Origin of the sequence: Aureibacillus halotolerans (assembly GCF_004363045.1) — a bacterium.
Taxonomy (GTDB): domain Bacteria; phylum Bacillota; class Bacilli; order Bacillales; family DSM-28697; genus Aureibacillus; species Aureibacillus halotolerans.
The window spans coordinates 88,083-106,048 of sequence record NZ_SNYJ01000009.1 but is presented as its reverse complement, the minus strand read 5'-3'; the positions used below and the strand labels follow the sequence as shown (position 1 = coordinate 106,048).

The following is a 17,966-nucleotide window of genomic DNA, read 5'->3' as shown; positions in this document are numbered from 1 at the left end:
CAAGAAGAAAGATCGTCTTGAATTCCAACGAGCTTAAGTCAATACAATTAGGAGGCAAGCGATGAACGAGAAGCAAATGTTTACAATAAAACAAATTGCTGAGAGAACTGCTATTTCAACAGATACAATTCGATATTATGAAAAGATTGAACTCCTTCCTAAGGCTGAACGAAAGAGGAACGGCCACCGGATTTACTCTCAAAAGGATCTCCAGATGATCGAACTGATATCTTGTTTGAAAAAAACTGGGATGTCTCTGGAACAGATGCGCCCTTTCTTGGCGATTTCCAATTCAGATTCTCTGGAACAATATCCTGAGCTGATGAAACAGGTACAAGACCATCGGGAAAAGATTGCTGGTCAGATGGCTTCTTTGCAACAAATTCTCGATTTTATCGATATGAAATTAGAAGAAGGGTCTTTTCGCAAAAGCTTCTCCAACAACCACAAGAATGAGGAGAAGAGTCAGAAAAAAGTGTCTTTGAAATCAAAGCATGCGTCCTCCTTGGAGATGAGTTATTTTTCGGAGGTAAGATCGTCCGTTTTGAAATAGATAAAACAAACGAATAAGCCTTCTTTTAGAGAATAACTTTCATCCATGCTTCGCGTCCTCGTTATTAACAGCAAAAGTCACGAAATACAATCCTCCAGCGTGTAGACGTTGTGGGGTTTATTTCGTTTTCGGAGAAGGTAGGCTAGCGCCCTTTCCACTACTTAGTTGGTTATGGTCGAAATTGAATCAACAAGGTCTATCTCATATCATTGGTTCTGTATCATAAACCAAAAACGGCTACTAGTGAGACTCCAGCAGCAAAGAAAACACGACGAGGTCTTTATGGATCGCTCCGTCAACATACTTCGCTTTCTGTGGGGAACGGCTTCAGCTTCATCGGAAAGCAGGCTTTCCGAGGGGATCTTCAGCTCGCGCTGATCCCACTAGAGTCTACGTATGTTGGCTACGCTGATGTTTGTTTCTGCGTACATTGTTTATTGTGGCTTGGTCTTGTATAGAGGGTAAAAAGCCGTGTTGCAACCAAGTACAATGTTTCAATTTACACGAAAGTCGTTTGGTAAAGGAATGAAGTGAAACTATAAAAGGTCGGTCTCATTTGATTCGCCCTTTATCATAAACCAAAAGCGACGACTAGCGAGACTCCACGACTAAGAAGTCATGACGAGGTTTTTTCGAGTTGAGGATGCGCTAGGATGCACGGGAATGACGATCGCTCCGTCAACATACTTCGCTTGCACCCTAAAGGGTATAAGGTCAACATCGATTCGCGAGTACCTCATCGTGTTTTCTTTACTGTGGGGCACGGCTTCAGCTTCCTCGGAAAGCAGGCTTTCCGAGGGGATCTTCAGCTCGCGCTGATCCCACTAGAGTCTACGTATGTTGACTACGCTGATGTTTGTTTCTGCGTACATTGTTTATTGTGGCTTGGTCTCGTATAGAGGGTAAAAGCCGTGTGGCAACCAAGTGCAATGTTTCAATTTACACGAATGTCGTTTGGGAAAGGAATGAAGTGAAACTATAAAAGGTCGGTCTCATTTGATTCGTTCTTTACAATAACCAAAAACGGTAACTAGCGAGACTCCTACGGCAATGAAAACACGACGAAGTCCTTTCGAATCGATGTTGCACTTGTACTCTTTAGGGTGGAAAGCGAACGTATAGCCGTTTGTCTATAGAGAGTGTTTTCCAGCTGTTCATTTGTGCGAAAACAAGACCTATAACTCATCCTGAATAAAATAAGATCTACGTTACCTGATGGGGCACTAGTTCTTTTCGTAACAGCAATAATTAACCGCTTGCTTTTAACATTTTTAGCCCAATCCAGCGCGCCGGATGATACATGTTTCCTCTCAACCAACTTTTTCTTTGGTTATTTCTTTCGGAATGACACAGCTTAAGGAGAAGAAGGTGATGAGAAATGATGAAATGGATAATGAAGGGTTTTTGTGTATGGCTGTTGATCAGTGTGACACTGCTGGCGAGCCATCCTTTTTTTGGGCTAACGGTACAGGCGGAGAAGGAGGCACGGACTGTAAGGCTTTTTAAAGTCGCAGGAGATGCAGAGGCTTTCTCGACGACGATTCAACAGCGTTTTCCTGAGATTGAAGTCTCGCATGTGTACGATACTGTCTGGAATGGCGTTGCTGTAAAAGGGATGCCAAAGGACCTAAACCGTATCGGCGAAGGCACTGAAGTGACAGCGCAGTCACCAGTCCAGAATTATCAAATGGCACTGGCAGGTAGTGTTCCGCTTATTTATGGTGACCCGGACCAGCGCCAGCATCACCGGAGTCAATATACGGGCAAGGGCGTGAAGGTTGGTGTTATCGACACGGGCATTGACTACACTCACCCAGATTTAAAAGGAAATTTCCGTGGAGGCTACGATTTTATTGATCAGGACAAGGATCCTATGGAAACAGTTCAAGGCAAAGCGACATTGACATTTCATGGCACGCATGTGGCTGGAATTATTGGAGCGAATGGCGATATGCAAGGTGTTGCTCCTGGCGCTGAGCTGTATGGCTATCGTGCTCTTGGCCCACAAGGCATGGGAACGACAGATCAAGTCCTCGCTGCGATTGAAAAAGCGGTGGAGGATGGCATGGACGTCATCAATCTTTCCCTCGGCAATACGGTGAACGGACCAGATTGGCCAACGAGTGAAGCGCTTGATGCTGCAGTTGAAAAAGGTGTAGTTGCAGTGACGTCCAGTGGAAACACGGGGCCAGGGCTTTGGTCGGTGGGGTCGCCAGGAACGTCTGGAGGTGCCATTTCGGTTGGTGCCTCGTTTCCAAAGCTAAAACTTCCTGTCCTGTTGATGCCCTCAGTGAATGGGGACCCATTGTCTATCCTTCCTATGGACGGTGCACCGAACTGGGTGCTATCAGGAAAGGAAGAGGCAACGGTGGCTGGGTATGGTCGCAAAGATGATATGACTGATGTAAAAGGGAAAGTCGCGCTCATAAAACGCGGACGCATCCCCTTCACGGAAAAGGCATACAATGCGCAAAATGCTGGAGCCGTAGCTGTCCTTATTTACAACAACGGAAAAGGCCAGTTTCAAGGAGGAGTCGATCCTGGGATGAAACTTAACATCCCTGTGGCTTCGCTTGCGAGAGAAGATGGGCAACGTTTGCTTCGACGAATTAACCGTGGACAAACCACTCTTAAAACCGAATATATTCAAGCAATGGATCAAATGGCTCCCTTTAGCTCCCGTGGTCCCGTGACACATACGTGGGCGGTTAAGCCGGATGTCGTTGCACCAGGAGTTGATATTCAATCAACGGTTCCTGGTGGCTACCGCGCCATGCAAGGGACGAGTATGGCGGCTCCTCATGTTGCGGGCGCAGCCGCAGTGTTGCTAGAGCAGCATCCGGATTGGTCGCCTATACAGGTAAAGGCAGCATTGATGAACTCTGCGAAACAACTGGTGAATCAATATGGCGATCCCTATCCAGCCCATATTCAAGGGGCAGGACGAATTCAAGTGAATAAAGCACAAAAGATCCATTCACTCGTTTATCCTTCTTCCTTGTCGTTCGGCCAATTGGATAATGAGCGCACGAAAAAAACAAGCATTGTGATCGAAAACTTATCCAAAGAGACGAAGACGTATTTTATAAAAGCACCACGAGAAAAAGGAATTACATGGAGGTTACCGGCACCAGTAACCATTCCGGCAGGGCATAAAAAACAGGTTGGCATTCAACTCACTGTGGACAAAGCCAAAAAAGGACTGCACGAAGGAACCTTGGAGGTTGTGTCAGATGAGTCGGTGGTGAATGTTCCTTTCCTATACGTCTGGAAAAATGTTGACTTTCCACGAATTATGGGCTTTGAGATGATGCCTGGTGATGAAAAAGAAACGTATGATTATGAGGTCTATCTGCCTGAAGGGGCGGAGGAAATGGGCATCCTTTTGTATGATCCTGTGACCTTTGATTTTATTCGTGTTCTTGACATTCAACGACGTGTTCAACGCGGTGTCTTCCGTGGAACACTGCCTGAGCATAAATTGACTGGACAGCGGATATATCGTGCCCTTGTTTATGCAAGACAAAACGGTGAGCAACACACGTTTGAAACGATGATCGACATGGAGCAGAACGGACCGTGAAATGTGACGGTCCGTTCATAATTTTGACGCTTTTTTGTGAGGGCAGCCATTGACACAATACTAGCCCTATTGTATGCTAACAAAGGATGTGAATGACAAGGTTTTCAAAAGGGTTTGCACGCGGTGCTGCTTGCCATTTATACATCGACACTTCGGCTAGTATAACGCAGTTACCCTCTCTTTTTTTGCCCTCAAGCCTTGCCTCATTAGATTCATTTTAATGTGTAATTATACATTTCTTACGACTTTCACGTTAACGATGCAAAGAATGATGAAACTCGCTCCTTATTTGCACATAACGTCGAAAGCAATCTCCTCTAAACGATTCATTGCAATAGTAAATAGGATTCGGGAAAATAAGCTATTAGGGGACAAGTCCATGCATGACATAAGTCGCGCGTATAGGCGACAAACGCAACTTCTTTTATTCGCATTGGCGCTTTTTGTTGTTGGTTGGGGATTTTCTGAGCTACAGGAATTTTTCCTTGGTTTGAAGTTAGGCACGGTGCTAGGCATGTTTAATCACTGGCTACTCGCTAGAAAAATTAAGCAATTTGGTACGGCCATCGTTCAAGGCAGATCAGTAAAATCATTAGGCACAGCTTCACGCTTTGCGACAGCTATCTTCGCCACATTGCTGGCGATTGAATTTGAACAATTTCTTCATTTGCACGCTGTAGTGATAGGATTAATGACACCATATTTAGTCATTATGATAGATGCATTCTTACAAACCATTCTTAGGAAAACCCAGGAAGAGAGGTGATTTACTGTGGATCATGTTGCCCCGGAATCATGGTCGCTATTTGATGGACTGATTACATTTAACCCGTCCAATGTGTTGATGATCATTGTGTCGTCGGTCATTGTATTCCTCTTATGTCTTTTAGCGACGCGTCGGCTCGAACAAAAGCCAACGGGCATGCAAAATTTTATGGAGTGGGTAGTAGACTTCGTAAGAGGAATCATCAACAGCAATATGGACTGGAAAACAGGCGGACGCTTTTTAATCTTCTCCACGACGTTGCTCTTGTACATATTTGTTAGTAACATGATTGGGCTCCCATTTGCCATTGTTGTGGATCACGCACTGTGGTGGAAATCACCAACAGCCGATCCGGTGATTGCATTAACGCTCGCTGTGATGGTGGTCGCGATGACGCATTATTATGGTGTGAAGCTTAAAGGGACAACGGAGTACGTCAAAGATTACGGACGACCACAGTGGTGGCTGTTCCCGCTTAAAATTATTGAGGAATTTTCCAACACATTGACGTTAGGACTTCGTCTTTTTGGGAACATTTACGCAGGGGAGATTTTATTGGCCTTGCTCGTTGGACTAGGCACAGACGGCTATTTGAATGGCGTTTTGCCAGGCGTATTAGGAACCGTTGCTTCAATCATACCGATGATGGTATGGCAAGCATTTAGTATCTTTATTGGTAGTATCCAAGCCTTTATCTTTGTTATGTTGTCAATGGTGTATATGGCTCACAAAGTGAGTCATGACCATTAACTTATAAATGAAAGTTATACACATTTTTTATAATTTCAAGGGAGGAATGAACACATGGGAGCTTTAGCAGCTGCTATTGCCGTTGGTCTTGCCGCACTAGGTGCAGGTTTTGGTAACGGAATGATCGTTAGTCGTACAGTCGAGGGAATTGCTCGTCAACCGGAATTGAAAGGTCCACTTCAAACAACAATGTTTATCGGTGTTGCCTTGGTTGAGGCGATTCCAATCATCGCGGTAGTTATCGCGTTTATCGTAATGGGCTCTTAATATAAGTGCGTGAGGCGAAGTTCGCTGCGGACTCCGCAAAGGATCTTCGCCTCTTCTCTTGTATAAAGAGATCTTTCCACACTTGGTGAAAGCCAAGCTTTTTTTCAATAACCACTTAGTAAAACCATGACTTTACGTTTATACACACTATTTCGAAAGGAGTGAAGACGGTGAATCACTTCGCACCAAACGTCTTGATGGCGTCGGGTCTTGCCATTGGAGACATTTTTGTTCAGCTTTTAGCTTTTGCTCTTCTTCTCTTGTTGCTGAAAAAGTTTGCATTGAAGCCATTGATTAAAGTGATGAAGGATCGTGAGACCTTCGTAGCGAATGAAATTGACTCCGCTGAAACAAGCCGAAAAGAAGCTGAAAGCTTTTTGAAGCAGCAACAGGAAACGCTTGAAGCAGCTCGTAAAGAAGCTCAGGCTATTCTTGAAAATGCGAAAAAGATGGGCGAGGATCGTCAATCGGACATTCTAAAAGCAGCACAGGATGAGGCGGAGCGCTTGCGCGAAGCAGCTATTCGTGACATTCAGAATGAGCGTGAGCAGGCATTGGTATCTGTACGTGAACAAGTTGCATCGTTGTCCGTTCTCATTGCTTCTAAGGTGATCGAGAAAGAATTGAATGCAGCAGATCAAGAGAAATTAATTGAGGATTACATTAAAGAGGCAGGCGATCAGCGATGACTGTAGTTGCCGCTCGCTATGCATCCGCATTGTTTGAGATTGCAAAAGAAAAGCAAGCGATTGAAAGCTTCCGTGAGGATTTAACGGTAGTTGAGAACGTCTTTCAAAATGACCGTTCAATTCGCTCTTTTTTTCTGCATCCAAATGTATCGAAGACGGAGAAAAAACGTCTTTTAGATGACGGGTTCAAAACGCTTTCGCCGGACGTTTTACAGACGCTTAAACTTATGGTAGATCGCCAAAGAACAGCAGACATTCCGCATTTACAGGCCGCTTTTACGCATGAAGCAGATGTCTTTTTGAATGTAGCTGAGGCTACGGTTTACAGTGTCAGAGCACTGTCAGAGACTGAAAAAAATCAGGTTGCACAAGTGTTTGCCGCAAAAGCAGGCAAATCATCACTGCGCCTTAGCAATACCATTGACCCGACATTAATTGCGGGAATTCGTGTTCGAATCGGCAATCGTATCTATGACGGAAGTGTAAGTCGCAAGCTTGAAAAAATTGAGCGCCAGCTCGTTGCAAAATGAGAACGACAGGGGTGAAGTAAATGAGCAGTATTAAAGCGGAAGAAATCAGTTCACTGCTAAAAAAGCAGATTGAAAACTATCAATCCGAAATTGAAGTACAAGATGTCGGGACAGTCATTACCATCGGGGACGGAATTGCACGTGCTCATGGACTAGACAATGTAATGGCTGGAGAACTCGTTGAATTCTCAACCGGTGTCATTGGAATGACGCAAAACCTTGAAGAAAACAACGTTGGTATCATTATCCTTGGGCCATACACTGACATTCGTGAAGGCGATGAAGTCCGACGCACAGGCCGTATTATGGAAGTGCCTGTTGGGGAAGAACTCCTCGGTCGTGTCGTTAACTCACTTGGTCAACCTGTCGATGGACAAGGACCAATTGGAACAACAAGAACACGTCCAATTGAATCACCAGCACCAGGGGTTATGGATCGTAAATCGGTTCATGAACCGTTGCAAACAGGGATTAAAGCGATTGACTCCATGATTCCAATTGGCCGTGGGCAGCGTGAGCTTATTATCGGTGACCGCCAAACAGGGAAAACGTCGATTGCGATTGACACGATCCTCAACCAAAAAGATGAAGACATGATCTGTATCTATGTAGCGATTGGACAAAAAGACTCTACTGTTCGTACGGTAGTTGAAACGTTGCGTAACCATGGCGCATTGGATTACACGATTGTCGTAAACGCAGGGGCATCTTTGCCTGCACCAATGCTTTTCCTCGCGCCATATACAGGCGTTACAATCGGTGAAGACTTTATGTACAATGGCAAGCACGTGCTTGTTGTGTACGATGACCTGTCGAAACAAGCGGCTGCGTACCGTGAGCTTTCCTTGCTCCTTCGTCGCCCTCCAGGTCGTGAAGCCTTCCCAGGGGACGTCTTCTACTTGCATTCTCGTTTGCTTGAGCGTGCTGCGAAGCTTAGTGATGCAAATGGTGGAGGTTCATTAACCGCCCTTCCGTTTATTGAAACGCAAGCAGGTGACGTATCGGCTTACATTCCGACAAACGTTATCTCCATTACTGATGGTCAGATTTTCTTACAGAGTGATTACTTCTTCTCAGGTGTTCGTCCAGCCATCAACCCAGGGATTTCCGTATCCCGCGTAGGTGGAGACGCACAGACGAAAGCGATGAAAAAGGTTGCCGGGACACTTCGTCTAGACCTTTCATCCTACCGTGAGCTAGAAGCCTTTGCTCAGTTTGGATCAGACTTAGATAAAGCGACACAAGCGAAGCTGAATCGTGGGGCTCGTACGGTTGAAGTGCTAAAGCAGGATTTGCATAAGCCTTTGGCTGTAGAGAAGCAGGTAGCGATCTTATTTGCTCTTACACAAGGCTATCTTGATGATATTCCTGTGGAAGACATCATCCGTTTCGAAGCTGAATTCCATGGCTGGATGGCACATAACCAAAAAGATCTTATGAATGGCATTCGTGAATCTGGAACGCTTCCAGACGGTGACGCATTTAAGGCAGCAATCACTGAATTCAAAAACACTTTTTCGCCTACGGCATCGAAATAATGCATACAAAAGGCCAGCCGGACATGGCACCACCGACCTGACTGGCTGGTCTTTTTGAAAAGAACGTTTGACCTTAAAATAGAAAGGCAACCGCCAATGTATATGGTGGCTTGCGAATGAAAAGGTGGTGAACATGCATGGCAAACTTGCGAGACATCAAAAACCGGATTACGTCGACCAAAAAAATTAGACAGATTACGAGTGCAATGCACATGGTATCTGCTTCAAAGCTGAATCGTGCAGAGGCGAATGCGCGTGCATTCCATCCCTATATGGATAAAGTTCAAGACGTTGTTGCATCGATTGCTGGTGGGAATACGGACGTGAGCCATCCGATGTTAGAAAGCCGTGAAGTCAAACGGACGGGCTATCTAGTCATTACGTCGGATCGCGGGCTTGTTGGACCGTACAATTCGACTGTACTTCGTCATGTGTATCGATTGATTCAAGAACGACATACCTCTGAAAAAGAGTATGCGTTGTTTGTCATCGGACGCGTAGGTGCTGATTTTTTCCGTGCTCGTAAAATTCCTGTCGAAGATGTTGCTCTTCATATGCCAGATCATCCATCCTTTGCAGACATCAAAACAGTAGCGACGAAGGTGGTTGAGGGATACACAGAAGGGACATTTGATGCCCTCTATATGTACTACCAACATTTCGTCAATACAATGACGCAGGAGCTAACAGAAAGAAAAGTGCTCCCCCTTACCGATTTAATGAACGAATCGAAGGAGTCAGGGCAGGAAAGCATGTATGAATATGAGCCATCTGAAGCTGAAATTTTAGAGGTTCTTCTTCCTCAATATGCAGAAAGCCTAATGTTCGGAGCATTATTGGATGGCAAGGCCAGTGAACACGCATCAAGTATGACTGCAATGCGCAGTGCGACAGACAATGCGGACGATTTGATTGGCGATTTGTCGCTTTCCTACAACCGTGCGCGTCAAGCGGCGATCACGCAAGAAATTACAGAAATTGTTGGCGGTGCCGCTGCATTAGAATAGTTGCACAGCTTTGAATAGATCATGAGGAGGGTACATGATGAACAAAGGATCGATCATCCAGGTAATGGGTCCGGTTGTAGACGTTCGGTTTGATGACCATCTGCCTGACATCTACAACGCATTAACTGTCACGTATGAGTCGGCAGGCGAGCAAAAAACGTTGACACTTGAGGTGGCTCTTCATCTTGGAAACGGAACGGTTCGAACCGTAGCAATGGCGTCAACGGACGGTGTCGTTCGTGGTATTGACGTCATTGATACAGGCGCTTCCATTTCCGTACCGGTTGGAGAAGTAACACTTGGACGTGTGTTTGACGTTCTCGGAAATCATATCGACCTTGAGGACGCTGTTCCTACAACTGTTCGTAGAGATCCGATTCACCGTCAGGCACCTACATTTGAAAAGCTTTCTACAAAAACAGAAATTCTTGAAACAGGCATTAAAGTTGTTGATTTACTCGCGCCTTACGTTAAAGGTGGGAAAATCGGCCTCTTTGGCGGTGCGGGTGTAGGTAAAACCGTTCTCATTCAGGAATTAATCAATAACGTTGCTCAAGGACACGGGGGAATCTCTGTATTTGCCGGTGTAGGAGAGCGTACGCGTGAAGGAAATGACTTGTATCATGAGATGAAGGATGCAGGCGTTTTGGCGAAAACAGCCATGGTATTTGGTCAGATGAACGAGCCTCCTGGTGCACGTCAGCGTGTTGCTTTGAGTGGTTTGACGATGGCAGAATATTTCCGTGACGAAGAAGGACAAGACGTTCTTCTCTTTATTGACAATATCTTCCGCTTTACACAAGCTGGTTCCGAAGTATCCGCCTTGCTTGGCCGTATGCCTTCAGCGGTAGGGTATCAGCCAACATTGGCTACAGAAATGGGTCAGCTGCAAGAGCGTATTACATCGACAGACCTTGGATCCGTTACGTCCATTCAGGCCGTTTACGTGCCTGCCGATGACTATACTGACCCAGCACCAGCAACGACATTTGCTCACTTGGATGCAACAACAAACCTTGAGCGTCGTTTGACTGAGCAAGGGATTTACCCTGCTGTAGACCCACTTGCTTCCACGTCTCGTGCTTTGGCTCCTGAAATTGTTGGAGAAGAGCATTATCGTGTAGCAACAGAGGTACAACAGACACTTCAGCGTTATAAAGAGCTTCAGGACATCATCGCGATTCTAGGAATGGATGAGCTCTCTGACGAGGACAAACTAATTGTTGGACGCGCACGTCGTATCCAGTTCTTCCTTTCGCAAAACTTCCACGTGGCAGAGCAGTTTACGGGCCAGGAAGGGTCTTATGTGCCTGTCGCTGAAACAATTACTGGATTTAGACAAATCCTCGATGGCAAGTACGACGACCTTCCAGAGGATGCATTCCGTTTGGTTGGACGAATCGAAGAGGTTGTTGAAAAAGCGGAAGCAATGCAGCAAAACGCATAAACGCAACAGGACGCAGGAGCAGCTGCCTTTCGGTGGCAGGCGGCGTCCTATGTGCGTTTGATTCCTCTGCAAAGGAGTGAAAAGAATGGGCACAATTAATGTGGATGTTGTGACACCAGACGGTCCTGTCTATGAAGGCAGTGCAGATATGGTCGTCGCAAAGTCCAATCGTGGCGAGTTAGGAATACTCCCAGGTCACATTCCAATGGTCGCTCCATTGGCAATTAGTGCAGTTCGACTAAAAAACGGCACCAACACGGAGTATTTGGCAGTGAGTGGCGGTTTTCTAGAAGTGCGCCCGGACAAAGTCACCATTTTGGCCCAGGCCGCTGAACGTCCTGAGAATATTGATGTTGATCGTGCCAATAAGGCGAAACAACGCGCCGAAGCATTACTAAACAGCACGAACAATAGTGAAAAGGTTGACAAGGCACGAGCTGAATTGGCGCTAAATCGCGCAATCAACCGAATTAACGTCAAACGATAAATGAATTGAACAAGCAAGCATCGGGCAAGCAGGCTCTCCGGTGCTTGTTTTTTTTGCATGCGCCTAGAATTTAAAACCACTTTTCTAAATCAGTTTATTCGCCGTAGAGCTCGAAAAAGACGTTATGCTGCGCGAAAATGCAGAGGAAGTGCTCGAAAACCACTGCTTAGTGCTTGAAAAAGGACCTCGAGTGCTCGAATTCACGCCCAGTGCTCGAAAAAGGCGGTAAGTTGCGCGAAAATGTAGAGGGAGTGCGCGAAAAACACCGCTTACTGCTCGAAAAAGAGCCTTGAGTGCTCGAATTCATGCCTGGTGCTCGAAAAAGACGTTAATTTGCGCGAAAATGCAGAGGGAGTGCGCGAAAAACACCGCTTACTGCTCGAAAAAGGGCCTTGAGTGCTCGAATTCGCGCATGGTGCTCGAAAAAGACGTTAATTTGCGCGAAAATGCAGAGGGAGTGCGCGAAAAACACCGCTTACTGCTCGAAAAAGGGCCTTGAGTGCTCGATCACATGCCCAGTGCTCGAAAAAGACATCAAGTTGCGCGATAATGTAGAGGGAGTGCGCGAAAAACACCGCTTACTGCTCGAAAAAGGGCCTTGAGTGCTCGAATTCGCGCCTGGTGCTCGAAAAAGACATCAAGTTGCGCGATAATGTAGAGGGAGTGCGCGAAAATCGCCACTTACCGCTCGAAAAACACCCACGAGTGCTCAAATAATCAGCAAGAATCCAAAAAGACTGTCTGCAACATCATATCCGATGTCGCAGACAGTCTTTTTGATCTTCAAAAAATTAAGATGCAGTCACAGATTCCTCAAGAACAGGCAAGGCATCTAAATAAAGGTACTCATTTACAGCAAAATGCTTGTTGTTCACTTGAATGTTGTTCCAAGCGCTCGAATTGGATAAGAGAGTGCTCTGGGGTAAGAAATTAATTGGATGGATAGCAAGCAGTCTGTGAATGTATGCAATGACTCGGCGGGCCTCATCAGGCAACTGTTTGTGAGAGTCATCACCAACCGTTGGATGGCAAGCCTCTACCAAATCAAAAAATCGATCTCGTTCCTCGTCTGACGCATCATGCTTAAAGTAGCCCCAAATGTGCTCGAATGTATCCACAAGTGCTTTTTTAGAATAAGGAGCATCATGCAGATTTTGAATACGCAAAAAGATACGATGGTAATCAGAAACATTTGTGGCTTCGTTAAACGCGCGTTTAACGGCTTCGTAACTAGCGTACCCCTTGGCCATACTGTTGTATTTATTCTGAGACCAGAGCTGTTCCGTAGCATTAAGTATCTCTTTTTCTGTCATGAATCGAAATCCACCTTTCCAAATCAAAAAAATGGCTAACTTTGTCGAAGAAACCCCTTCATAATGATAAACCTAATAAAACGTGACGTCAACGCGTGAAATGGATGCAAACGTTGCCAGTTAAATAATTGTCTCAGAAAGCACATGAATTTTGCATCATTCTGTCGAAAAGAGTAAAATAGAGGGAAATGAGCCAAAATATTTTGTAATAACCTCTACACGAAAACGAGGCGTATACATGTTTCCCTATGATGGAGCTTTTGCACTTGTCAGCATTGTCGTCCACTTGGTCTGTTTTGCCGTCACGTGGTGGGCGCTGCAATGCTTAAAATTAGACGCCTGGTTCAAATCAGGAAAGAGCACACAGATTCGCGTATTGTTCGTGCTTCTCACCATTTGCATCGGTGCAGGGGTAGCTAGCTTTTTAATGGACTATTACCTTTGGTCGTCTGTGTTTAGCGAAGGTTTTTAATACACATGGCTTAGACAGTTTGTCGGAAGTTGACGACCCTTTCTCCGTATCTCCTCCACGTTTCAGGCTAAGACTGAGCGTAGGAGGGGATGACAGGTATGAAGTTGAAAATAATCGCATGTGCACTTATTTTTGCTTTTTGTGTTTTATCTTATACTGCAATGGGAAAGGGAACATCAGAGGACAACATAAGTGAAGCAGGACAGTTTTTAGACACGGCGCAACAAATGATGGTTGAGAGAGGCATTCGTCAATCGATGTGGTCTCTTTATACAAGAACAGTGGACAGCGAACGATTTGATTCTATAGAATCGTTGGCGAGGATCTTTACTGCCTTCTCATGGGTCAAAACGCCTGGATTAAAGAACACTTGGGATGCGAAGCGCATAGACAAGCAAGCCAACGTCACAGAGCATATTCGCTTTGTAAAGAAAAATGGGCAGTCTGTGCTTTCCTATCGAATGACTGGAGATCATTTTAACCAACAGGCATTGTCCGTTTTTGTAGAAACAAAAGCAATGTTATTTAATGAAAACAATGATATTTTTGCTTGTCTCCAAGGAGAAGTCAATGATATTATTGAAGGTGGTTTGCTTGAAGAGGTTGGTTCATTGCTTCGCTCATTTAACGCAGTACCAATAGAAATGATGAATGAGCAATCGTTTGTAGCGGTTTCTGCATATAATGAATTATGGAGCCAACAAATCGAGACACCTAAAGGACCTATGAATTTGCAAGTGGCTTTAAGAGAAAACGAAGCCGAGCAGTCGGTGGATGTCACCATTGGAACACCTATCCTTACAGTTGAATATTAATATAAGTGAAAATGGACGCGGAGGGGAATCGCTTGGAAAAAATCATCGTCCGTGGTGGAAATAAGTTGATCGGCACGGTTCAGACAGAAGGATCAAAAAACTCTGTTCTTCCTGTCATTGCTGCTTCCATTCTACCTACACGAGGAGAAAGTATCATTTCGGATGTACCCACTCTTGCGGATGTCTATACAATTAATGAAGTGTTACGCTATATGGACGCTGATGTGACGTTTAATGAACGTCAGAATCAAGTAATTGTCAATGCATCCAAAGAGTTGAAAACGGAAGCACCTTTTGAATATGTCCGTAAAATGCGTGCCTCTGTCCTTGTGATGGGTCCTTTGTTGGCTCGTCGTGGACACGCAAAAATTGCATTACCTGGCGGCTGTGCGATTGGCTCTCGACCAATTGATCAACACCTTAAAGGCTTTGAGGCAATGGGGGCAACCGTTCAAGTTGGAAATGGATATATCGAGGCGCATGTGAAAGACCGTTTGAAAGGCGCAAAAATTTATCTAGACACTCCAAGTGTTGGTGCAACAGAAAACATTATGATGGCGGCGACACTCGCTGAAGGAACGACCATCCTTGAAAACGTCGCAAAAGAGCCTGAAATTGTTGATCTTGCTAATTATTTGAACAAAATGGGCGCAAAAGTCAAAGGTGCAGGAACAGGAACATTGAAGATTGAAGGCGTTGCTGAGCTTCATGGAACCGAGCATGCCGTCATTCCAGATCGAATCGAAGCAGGTACATTTATGGTAGCTGCTGCGATTACTGGTGGGAACATTATTGTAAAGGGTGCCGTCCCAGAGCATTTGTCGTCGTTAATTGCCAAGCTTGAAGAAATGGGCGTGCAATGCAATGAGGTAGACGAAGGTGTTCAAGTGATTGCTCCAGAAAAATTAAAAGCAGCAGACCTTAAAACGATGCCTCACCCAGGTTTTCCGACAGATATGCAGGCACAAATGATGGTGCTCGCAACGCAAGCTGAGGGAACGAGTATGATTACCGAAACCGTATTTGAGAATCGCTTTATGCACGTCGAGGAATTTCGTCGTATGAACGCAGCGATTAAAATTGAGGGACGTTCAGCGATTGTGTCTGGACCGTTCGACCTTCAAGGCGCAGAAGTCGCTGCAACGGATCTCCGTGCAGCAGCAGCTTTAGTGCTCGCCGGCCTTGTCGCCGATGGGTATACACGTGTCACTGAGCTCCAACATATGGATCGAGGCTACGTCAATTTTGTTGAAAAATTATCCGGATTAGGTGCAGACATTGAAAGAGTCTCCATTGAAGTCGGTCTGCCTAGTGAAGTTACTCAAAAAGTCACTTCTACGGTCAATGTCAAACCGAAGTTTGCCTAAACGACGTATATCATTTTGTCTAAAGGACTCCCAGCGTATAGGGGGTCTTTTTTATGTGCGCCAAAGAATGATTGGGATAAGGGATCACGCAACCGATACGACAGTAGGTCCGAGATAATTGTAGGTTCAAAAAATCCGCGCGGGGTGTAAGGACTTGTCCTCATCCCGACATTTGCTCTTCGTCGCTTGAACGCTAGTTAGGCACGTTCAGAGAGTATTTTTCCTCTTTCAAAGAGTGGTCTAAAGGCTTGTCCATGTTCATATGAATAGTTGGGAGAGAAGATCGCTTTAGGAGGAATCATTGGATGAAATCTTTGCAAGGGCTACTGATCATCATCGTAGGTTTTTTTGTCGTACTCATCGGACTTCCCAGTCTTCTTGTGCTTCCGTTCGCTTCACCGCCGTCTTCCACAACTCAGCAGAATGAACAGTCACCTCCGCAAGAGAAGTCGGCTCAAGAGAATGTGAAGGATACAACGGAATCCATTCAGGTAGCCGTCTATCGTTCTGAGAAGGAAACGATTGATACGTTGCCTTTAGAGCAGTATCTTGTTGGTGTGGTGGCTGCGGAAATGCCGGCAGACTTTGAAATGGAAGCGTTGAAGGCGCAGGCATTGGCTGCACGGACGTACACAGTGAAGCAGCTGTTGGCTGAGGAAGTGATTGGAGTGCCAGAGGGAGCGGATATGACCGATACTGTCATGCATCAGGTGTACTACGACGATGCCCAGTTGAGGAACAATTGGGGTGCTGCGTATGATGAGAAGCACCAGAAAATTCAACAAGCTGTAAATTCAACGCAAGGGCAAATTCTTACCTTTGACGATGCGCCCATTACGGCATCCTTTTTTTCGACGAGCAATGGCTATACCGAAAACTCTGAGGATTATTGGGCGAATGCGTTTCCCTACTTGCGTTCTGTAGAAAGCCCTTGGGACACGGAGTCACCAAAATTTAAAGAGGTCAATCGTATCCCAATTGAGGAGTTTGAGGCGAAACTGAACGTGGCATTGCCTGGCGACGGGACGGTCGGTACCATTGTTTCACGAACAGATGGAAAGCGCGTGGCTGAGGTCAATATCAACGGAAAAGTGATGTCCGGCAGAGACGTGCGTGAACAGTTAAACTTACGTTCTACCGATTTTGAATGGCGACGTGTTGGTCAAGACATTGAGCTTTCTACGAAAGGCTATGGGCACGGGGTTGGCATGAGTCAGTATGGGGCAAATGGAATGGCTGAGGTAGGGAAAACCTACAAAGACATTGTGACCTATTACTACCATGACATTGATGTTACGACGATGGCTCCCTTTGTCGCTCAAATGAAGGCAGAGCATAAATTAGTAGATAGCAGTACCGCCAAATAAGACGTCTAGTAAATTTTTTTGAGATGCAGGTATAACTTTCCACCAAAGTGATCAGAATGATTGCTGAGGTGATGAAGAATGAGAGAGGAAGAAAAGCAGTCCTCGAGCCAATCCAAATGGAAGCAGCTCACAAAGAAACGCTGGTTTTACCCTGCAGTCTATCTAGCAAGTGCAGCATTGATTCTGACATCGGTTCTGTGGATGCAAGATAACGCTTTAGAGGAAGCACAGGACGGACAGAACGAAGAGTTCACACTGGACTCCGAAATGTTTGGTGAGGATGCTGTCGAAGTTGCAGCACCAAATGAACAATTTATTATGCCAGCAGCAAAGGAAACAAAGGTCGTTGTCGCTAAAGCATTTTATGATGTAAACGCAGACCCAGAAGCACAGGAAGAAGCTCTCGTCATGCATAATAACAAGTTCAGCCCAAATACAGGCATTGACCTGTCAGCAGAGAATGGAGAGAGCTTTGACGTCGTTGCATCGCTCAGTGGTACTGTTGTAGCAGTTCGAAATGACAGCTTGCTCGGAAATATTGTTGAGATTGACCACGGTGAAGGTGTGGAAACGTATTACCATAGTCTGCAAGACACCGAGGTACAAGAAGGCGATACAGTGAAGCAAGGCGATGTCATCGGAACAGCTGGTCAAAGTGAGTACAACCAAGAGTCTGGTGTTCATGTTCACTTCGAAGTACGTAAAGACGGTGAGGCTGTGAATCCACAAGATGTGATGGATAAAGAGCTTGCTTCATTACTTGAAGAGTCTGAACAAGATCAAGCAGAGGACGCACAGGCTTCTCATAACAAAGATGAGAAGAACAAGGACGACCGTGACGCTGGCAACAAGGAAGGCGACACTGAGCCTCCTGCCACGACGGATCCCGTAATTGACGAAGGCAAAGGCGAAGAACAGCCACCAGCGGATGATCAAAAGGACCGTGAAGATGATCAAAACGGTCAGGACGACACCACTGAAACTGAGCCACAAGCATAATACAAAAACGGCATGA

At 45.6% G+C, this 17,966-nt stretch carries 17 protein-coding genes; 16 read left to right on the top strand and 1 reads right to left on the bottom strand.

Annotation, left to right across the window (positions count from 1 at the left end; all coding sequences use genetic code 11):
• Nucleotides 1–61: 61 nt before the first annotated feature.
• From EV213_RS12005 to EV213_RS11955, 11 genes are all read left to right on the top strand, one after another.
• On the top strand, nucleotides 62–553 hold the full coding sequence (locus EV213_RS12005) for a MerR family transcriptional regulator (RefSeq protein ID WP_133580787.1): 492 nt from the start codon (nucleotides 62–64) through the stop codon (nucleotides 551–553).
• Between the two features lie 1,378 nt (nucleotides 554–1,931).
• Nucleotides 1,932–4,136, top strand: a complete 2,205-nt coding sequence (locus EV213_RS12000) for a S8 family serine peptidase (RefSeq protein ID WP_133580786.1) — start codon at nucleotides 1,932–1,934, stop codon at nucleotides 4,134–4,136.
• 379 nt (nucleotides 4,137–4,515) lie between these two features.
• Nucleotides 4,516–4,902, top strand: coding sequence for an ATP synthase subunit I (locus EV213_RS11995; protein WP_133580785.1), 387 nt, complete (start codon nucleotides 4,516–4,518; stop codon nucleotides 4,900–4,902).
• A 6-nt stretch (nucleotides 4,903–4,908) separates the two neighbouring features.
• The gene (gene atpB / locus EV213_RS11990) at nucleotides 4,909–5,652 is read left to right on the top strand and encodes a F0F1 ATP synthase subunit A (RefSeq protein ID WP_133580784.1); all 744 of its coding nucleotides are present in this window, start codon (nucleotides 4,909–4,911) and stop codon (nucleotides 5,650–5,652) included.
• A 54-nt stretch (nucleotides 5,653–5,706) separates the two neighbouring features.
• Nucleotides 5,707–5,919 (top strand): F0F1 ATP synthase subunit C, encoded by a 213-nt coding sequence (gene atpE / locus EV213_RS11985; RefSeq protein WP_133580783.1) that lies wholly within the window; start codon nucleotides 5,707–5,709, stop codon nucleotides 5,917–5,919.
• A gap of 197 nt (nucleotides 5,920–6,116) precedes the next feature.
• Nucleotides 6,117–6,608, top strand: a complete 492-nt coding sequence (gene atpF / locus EV213_RS11980) for a F0F1 ATP synthase subunit B (RefSeq protein WP_133580846.1) — start codon at nucleotides 6,117–6,119, stop codon at nucleotides 6,606–6,608.
• Nucleotides 6,605–7,138 (top strand): F0F1 ATP synthase subunit delta, encoded by a 534-nt coding sequence (locus EV213_RS11975; RefSeq protein WP_133580782.1) that lies wholly within the window; start codon nucleotides 6,605–6,607, stop codon nucleotides 7,136–7,138. The genes atpF and EV213_RS11975 overlap by 4 nt, the downstream gene beginning before the upstream one ends.
• Nucleotides 7,139–7,158: 20 nt before the next feature.
• Nucleotides 7,159–8,676: a F0F1 ATP synthase subunit alpha gene (gene atpA, locus EV213_RS11970; RefSeq protein WP_133580781.1), complete on the top strand. Its 1,518-nt coding sequence runs from the start codon at nucleotides 7,159–7,161 to the stop codon at nucleotides 8,674–8,676.
• A gap of 137 nt (nucleotides 8,677–8,813) precedes the next feature.
• On the top strand, nucleotides 8,814–9,683 hold the full coding sequence (atpG, locus tag EV213_RS11965; protein ID WP_133580780.1) for an ATP synthase F1 subunit gamma: 870 nt from the start codon (nucleotides 8,814–8,816) through the stop codon (nucleotides 9,681–9,683).
• A gap of 37 nt (nucleotides 9,684–9,720) precedes the next feature.
• Entirely contained in the window at nucleotides 9,721–11,130 is a 1,410-nt protein-coding gene (gene atpD / locus EV213_RS11960; protein WP_133580779.1) for a F0F1 ATP synthase subunit beta, read from the top strand.
• 85 nt (nucleotides 11,131–11,215) lie between these two features.
• Entirely contained in the window at nucleotides 11,216–11,617 is a 402-nt protein-coding gene (locus EV213_RS11955; protein WP_133580778.1) for a F0F1 ATP synthase subunit epsilon, read from the top strand.
• Nucleotides 11,618–12,408: 791 nt separating this feature from the next.
• On the opposite strand, the gene EV213_RS11950 is transcribed toward EV213_RS11955, so the two are convergent.
• Nucleotides 12,409–12,930 (bottom strand): DUF1722 domain-containing protein, encoded by a 522-nt coding sequence (locus tag EV213_RS11950; RefSeq protein WP_133580777.1) that lies wholly within the window; start codon nucleotides 12,928–12,930, stop codon nucleotides 12,409–12,411.
• Nucleotides 12,931–13,168: 238 nt separating this feature from the next.
• Here EV213_RS11950 and EV213_RS11945 point away from each other — a divergent pair, with 238 nt between their 5' ends.
• The 5 genes from EV213_RS11945 to spoIIQ all read left to right on the top strand — a co-directional run bounded on the left by EV213_RS11945 (nucleotide 13,169) and on the right by spoIIQ (nucleotide 17,950).
• Complete coding sequence (locus EV213_RS11945) at nucleotides 13,169–13,402, top strand: DUF1146 family protein (protein WP_133580776.1); 234 nt, start codon at nucleotides 13,169–13,171, stop codon at nucleotides 13,400–13,402.
• Between the two features lie 98 nt (nucleotides 13,403–13,500).
• On the top strand, nucleotides 13,501–14,217 hold the full coding sequence (locus tag EV213_RS11940) for a YwmB family TATA-box binding protein (protein ID WP_166639285.1): 717 nt from the start codon (nucleotides 13,501–13,503) through the stop codon (nucleotides 14,215–14,217).
• 32 nt (nucleotides 14,218–14,249) lie between these two features.
• Nucleotides 14,250–15,584 carry a UDP-N-acetylglucosamine 1-carboxyvinyltransferase gene (murA, locus tag EV213_RS11935; RefSeq protein WP_133580774.1) on the top strand — a complete coding sequence of 445 codons (1,335 nt, stop codon included), beginning with the start codon at nucleotides 14,250–14,252 and terminating at the stop codon, nucleotides 15,582–15,584.
• A 305-nt stretch (nucleotides 15,585–15,889) separates the two neighbouring features.
• Entirely contained in the window at nucleotides 15,890–16,951 is a 1,062-nt protein-coding gene (gene spoIID / locus EV213_RS11930; RefSeq protein ID WP_133580773.1) for a stage II sporulation protein D, read from the top strand.
• Nucleotides 16,952–17,029: 78 nt separating this feature from the next.
• Nucleotides 17,030–17,950 (top strand): stage II sporulation protein SpoIIQ, encoded by a 921-nt coding sequence (gene spoIIQ / locus EV213_RS11925; RefSeq protein ID WP_133580772.1) that lies wholly within the window; start codon nucleotides 17,030–17,032, stop codon nucleotides 17,948–17,950.
• Nucleotides 17,951–17,966: the final 16 nt, after the last annotated feature.

What these genes read in the sequence shown, in the direction of transcription:
- EV213_RS12005 (WP_133580787.1), top strand. Translation starts at nt 62, where the DNA reads ATGAACGAGAAGCAAATGTTTACAATAAAACAAATTGCTGAGAGAACT.
- EV213_RS12000 (WP_133580786.1), top strand. Translation starts at nt 1,932, where the DNA reads ATGATGAAATGGATAATGAAGGGTTTTTGTGTATGGCTGTTGATCAGT.
- EV213_RS11995 (WP_133580785.1), top strand. Translation starts at nt 4,516, where the DNA reads ATGCATGACATAAGTCGCGCGTATAGGCGACAAACGCAACTTCTTTTA.
- atpE (WP_133580783.1), top strand. Translation starts at nt 5,707, where the DNA reads ATGGGAGCTTTAGCAGCTGCTATTGCCGTTGGTCTTGCCGCACTAGGT.
- atpF (WP_133580846.1), top strand. Translation starts at nt 6,117, where the DNA reads ATGGCGTCGGGTCTTGCCATTGGAGACATTTTTGTTCAGCTTTTAGCT.
- EV213_RS11975 (WP_133580782.1), top strand. Translation starts at nt 6,605, where the DNA reads ATGACTGTAGTTGCCGCTCGCTATGCATCCGCATTGTTTGAGATTGCA.
- atpA (WP_133580781.1), top strand. Translation starts at nt 7,159, where the DNA reads ATGAGCAGTATTAAAGCGGAAGAAATCAGTTCACTGCTAAAAAAGCAG.
- atpG (WP_133580780.1), top strand. Translation starts at nt 8,814, where the DNA reads ATGGCAAACTTGCGAGACATCAAAAACCGGATTACGTCGACCAAAAAA.
- atpD (WP_133580779.1), top strand. Translation starts at nt 9,721, where the DNA reads ATGAACAAAGGATCGATCATCCAGGTAATGGGTCCGGTTGTAGACGTT.
- EV213_RS11955 (WP_133580778.1), top strand. Translation starts at nt 11,216, where the DNA reads ATGGGCACAATTAATGTGGATGTTGTGACACCAGACGGTCCTGTCTAT.
- EV213_RS11950 (WP_133580777.1), bottom strand. Translation starts at nt 12,930, where the DNA reads ATGACAGAAAAAGAGATACTTAATGCTACGGAACAGCTCTGGTCTCAG.
- EV213_RS11945 (WP_133580776.1), top strand. Translation starts at nt 13,169, where the DNA reads ATGTTTCCCTATGATGGAGCTTTTGCACTTGTCAGCATTGTCGTCCAC.
- EV213_RS11940 (WP_166639285.1), top strand. Translation starts at nt 13,501, where the DNA reads ATGAAGTTGAAAATAATCGCATGTGCACTTATTTTTGCTTTTTGTGTT.
- spoIID (WP_133580773.1), top strand. Translation starts at nt 15,890, where the DNA reads ATGAAATCTTTGCAAGGGCTACTGATCATCATCGTAGGTTTTTTTGTC.
- spoIIQ (WP_133580772.1), top strand. Translation starts at nt 17,030, where the DNA reads ATGAGAGAGGAAGAAAAGCAGTCCTCGAGCCAATCCAAATGGAAGCAG.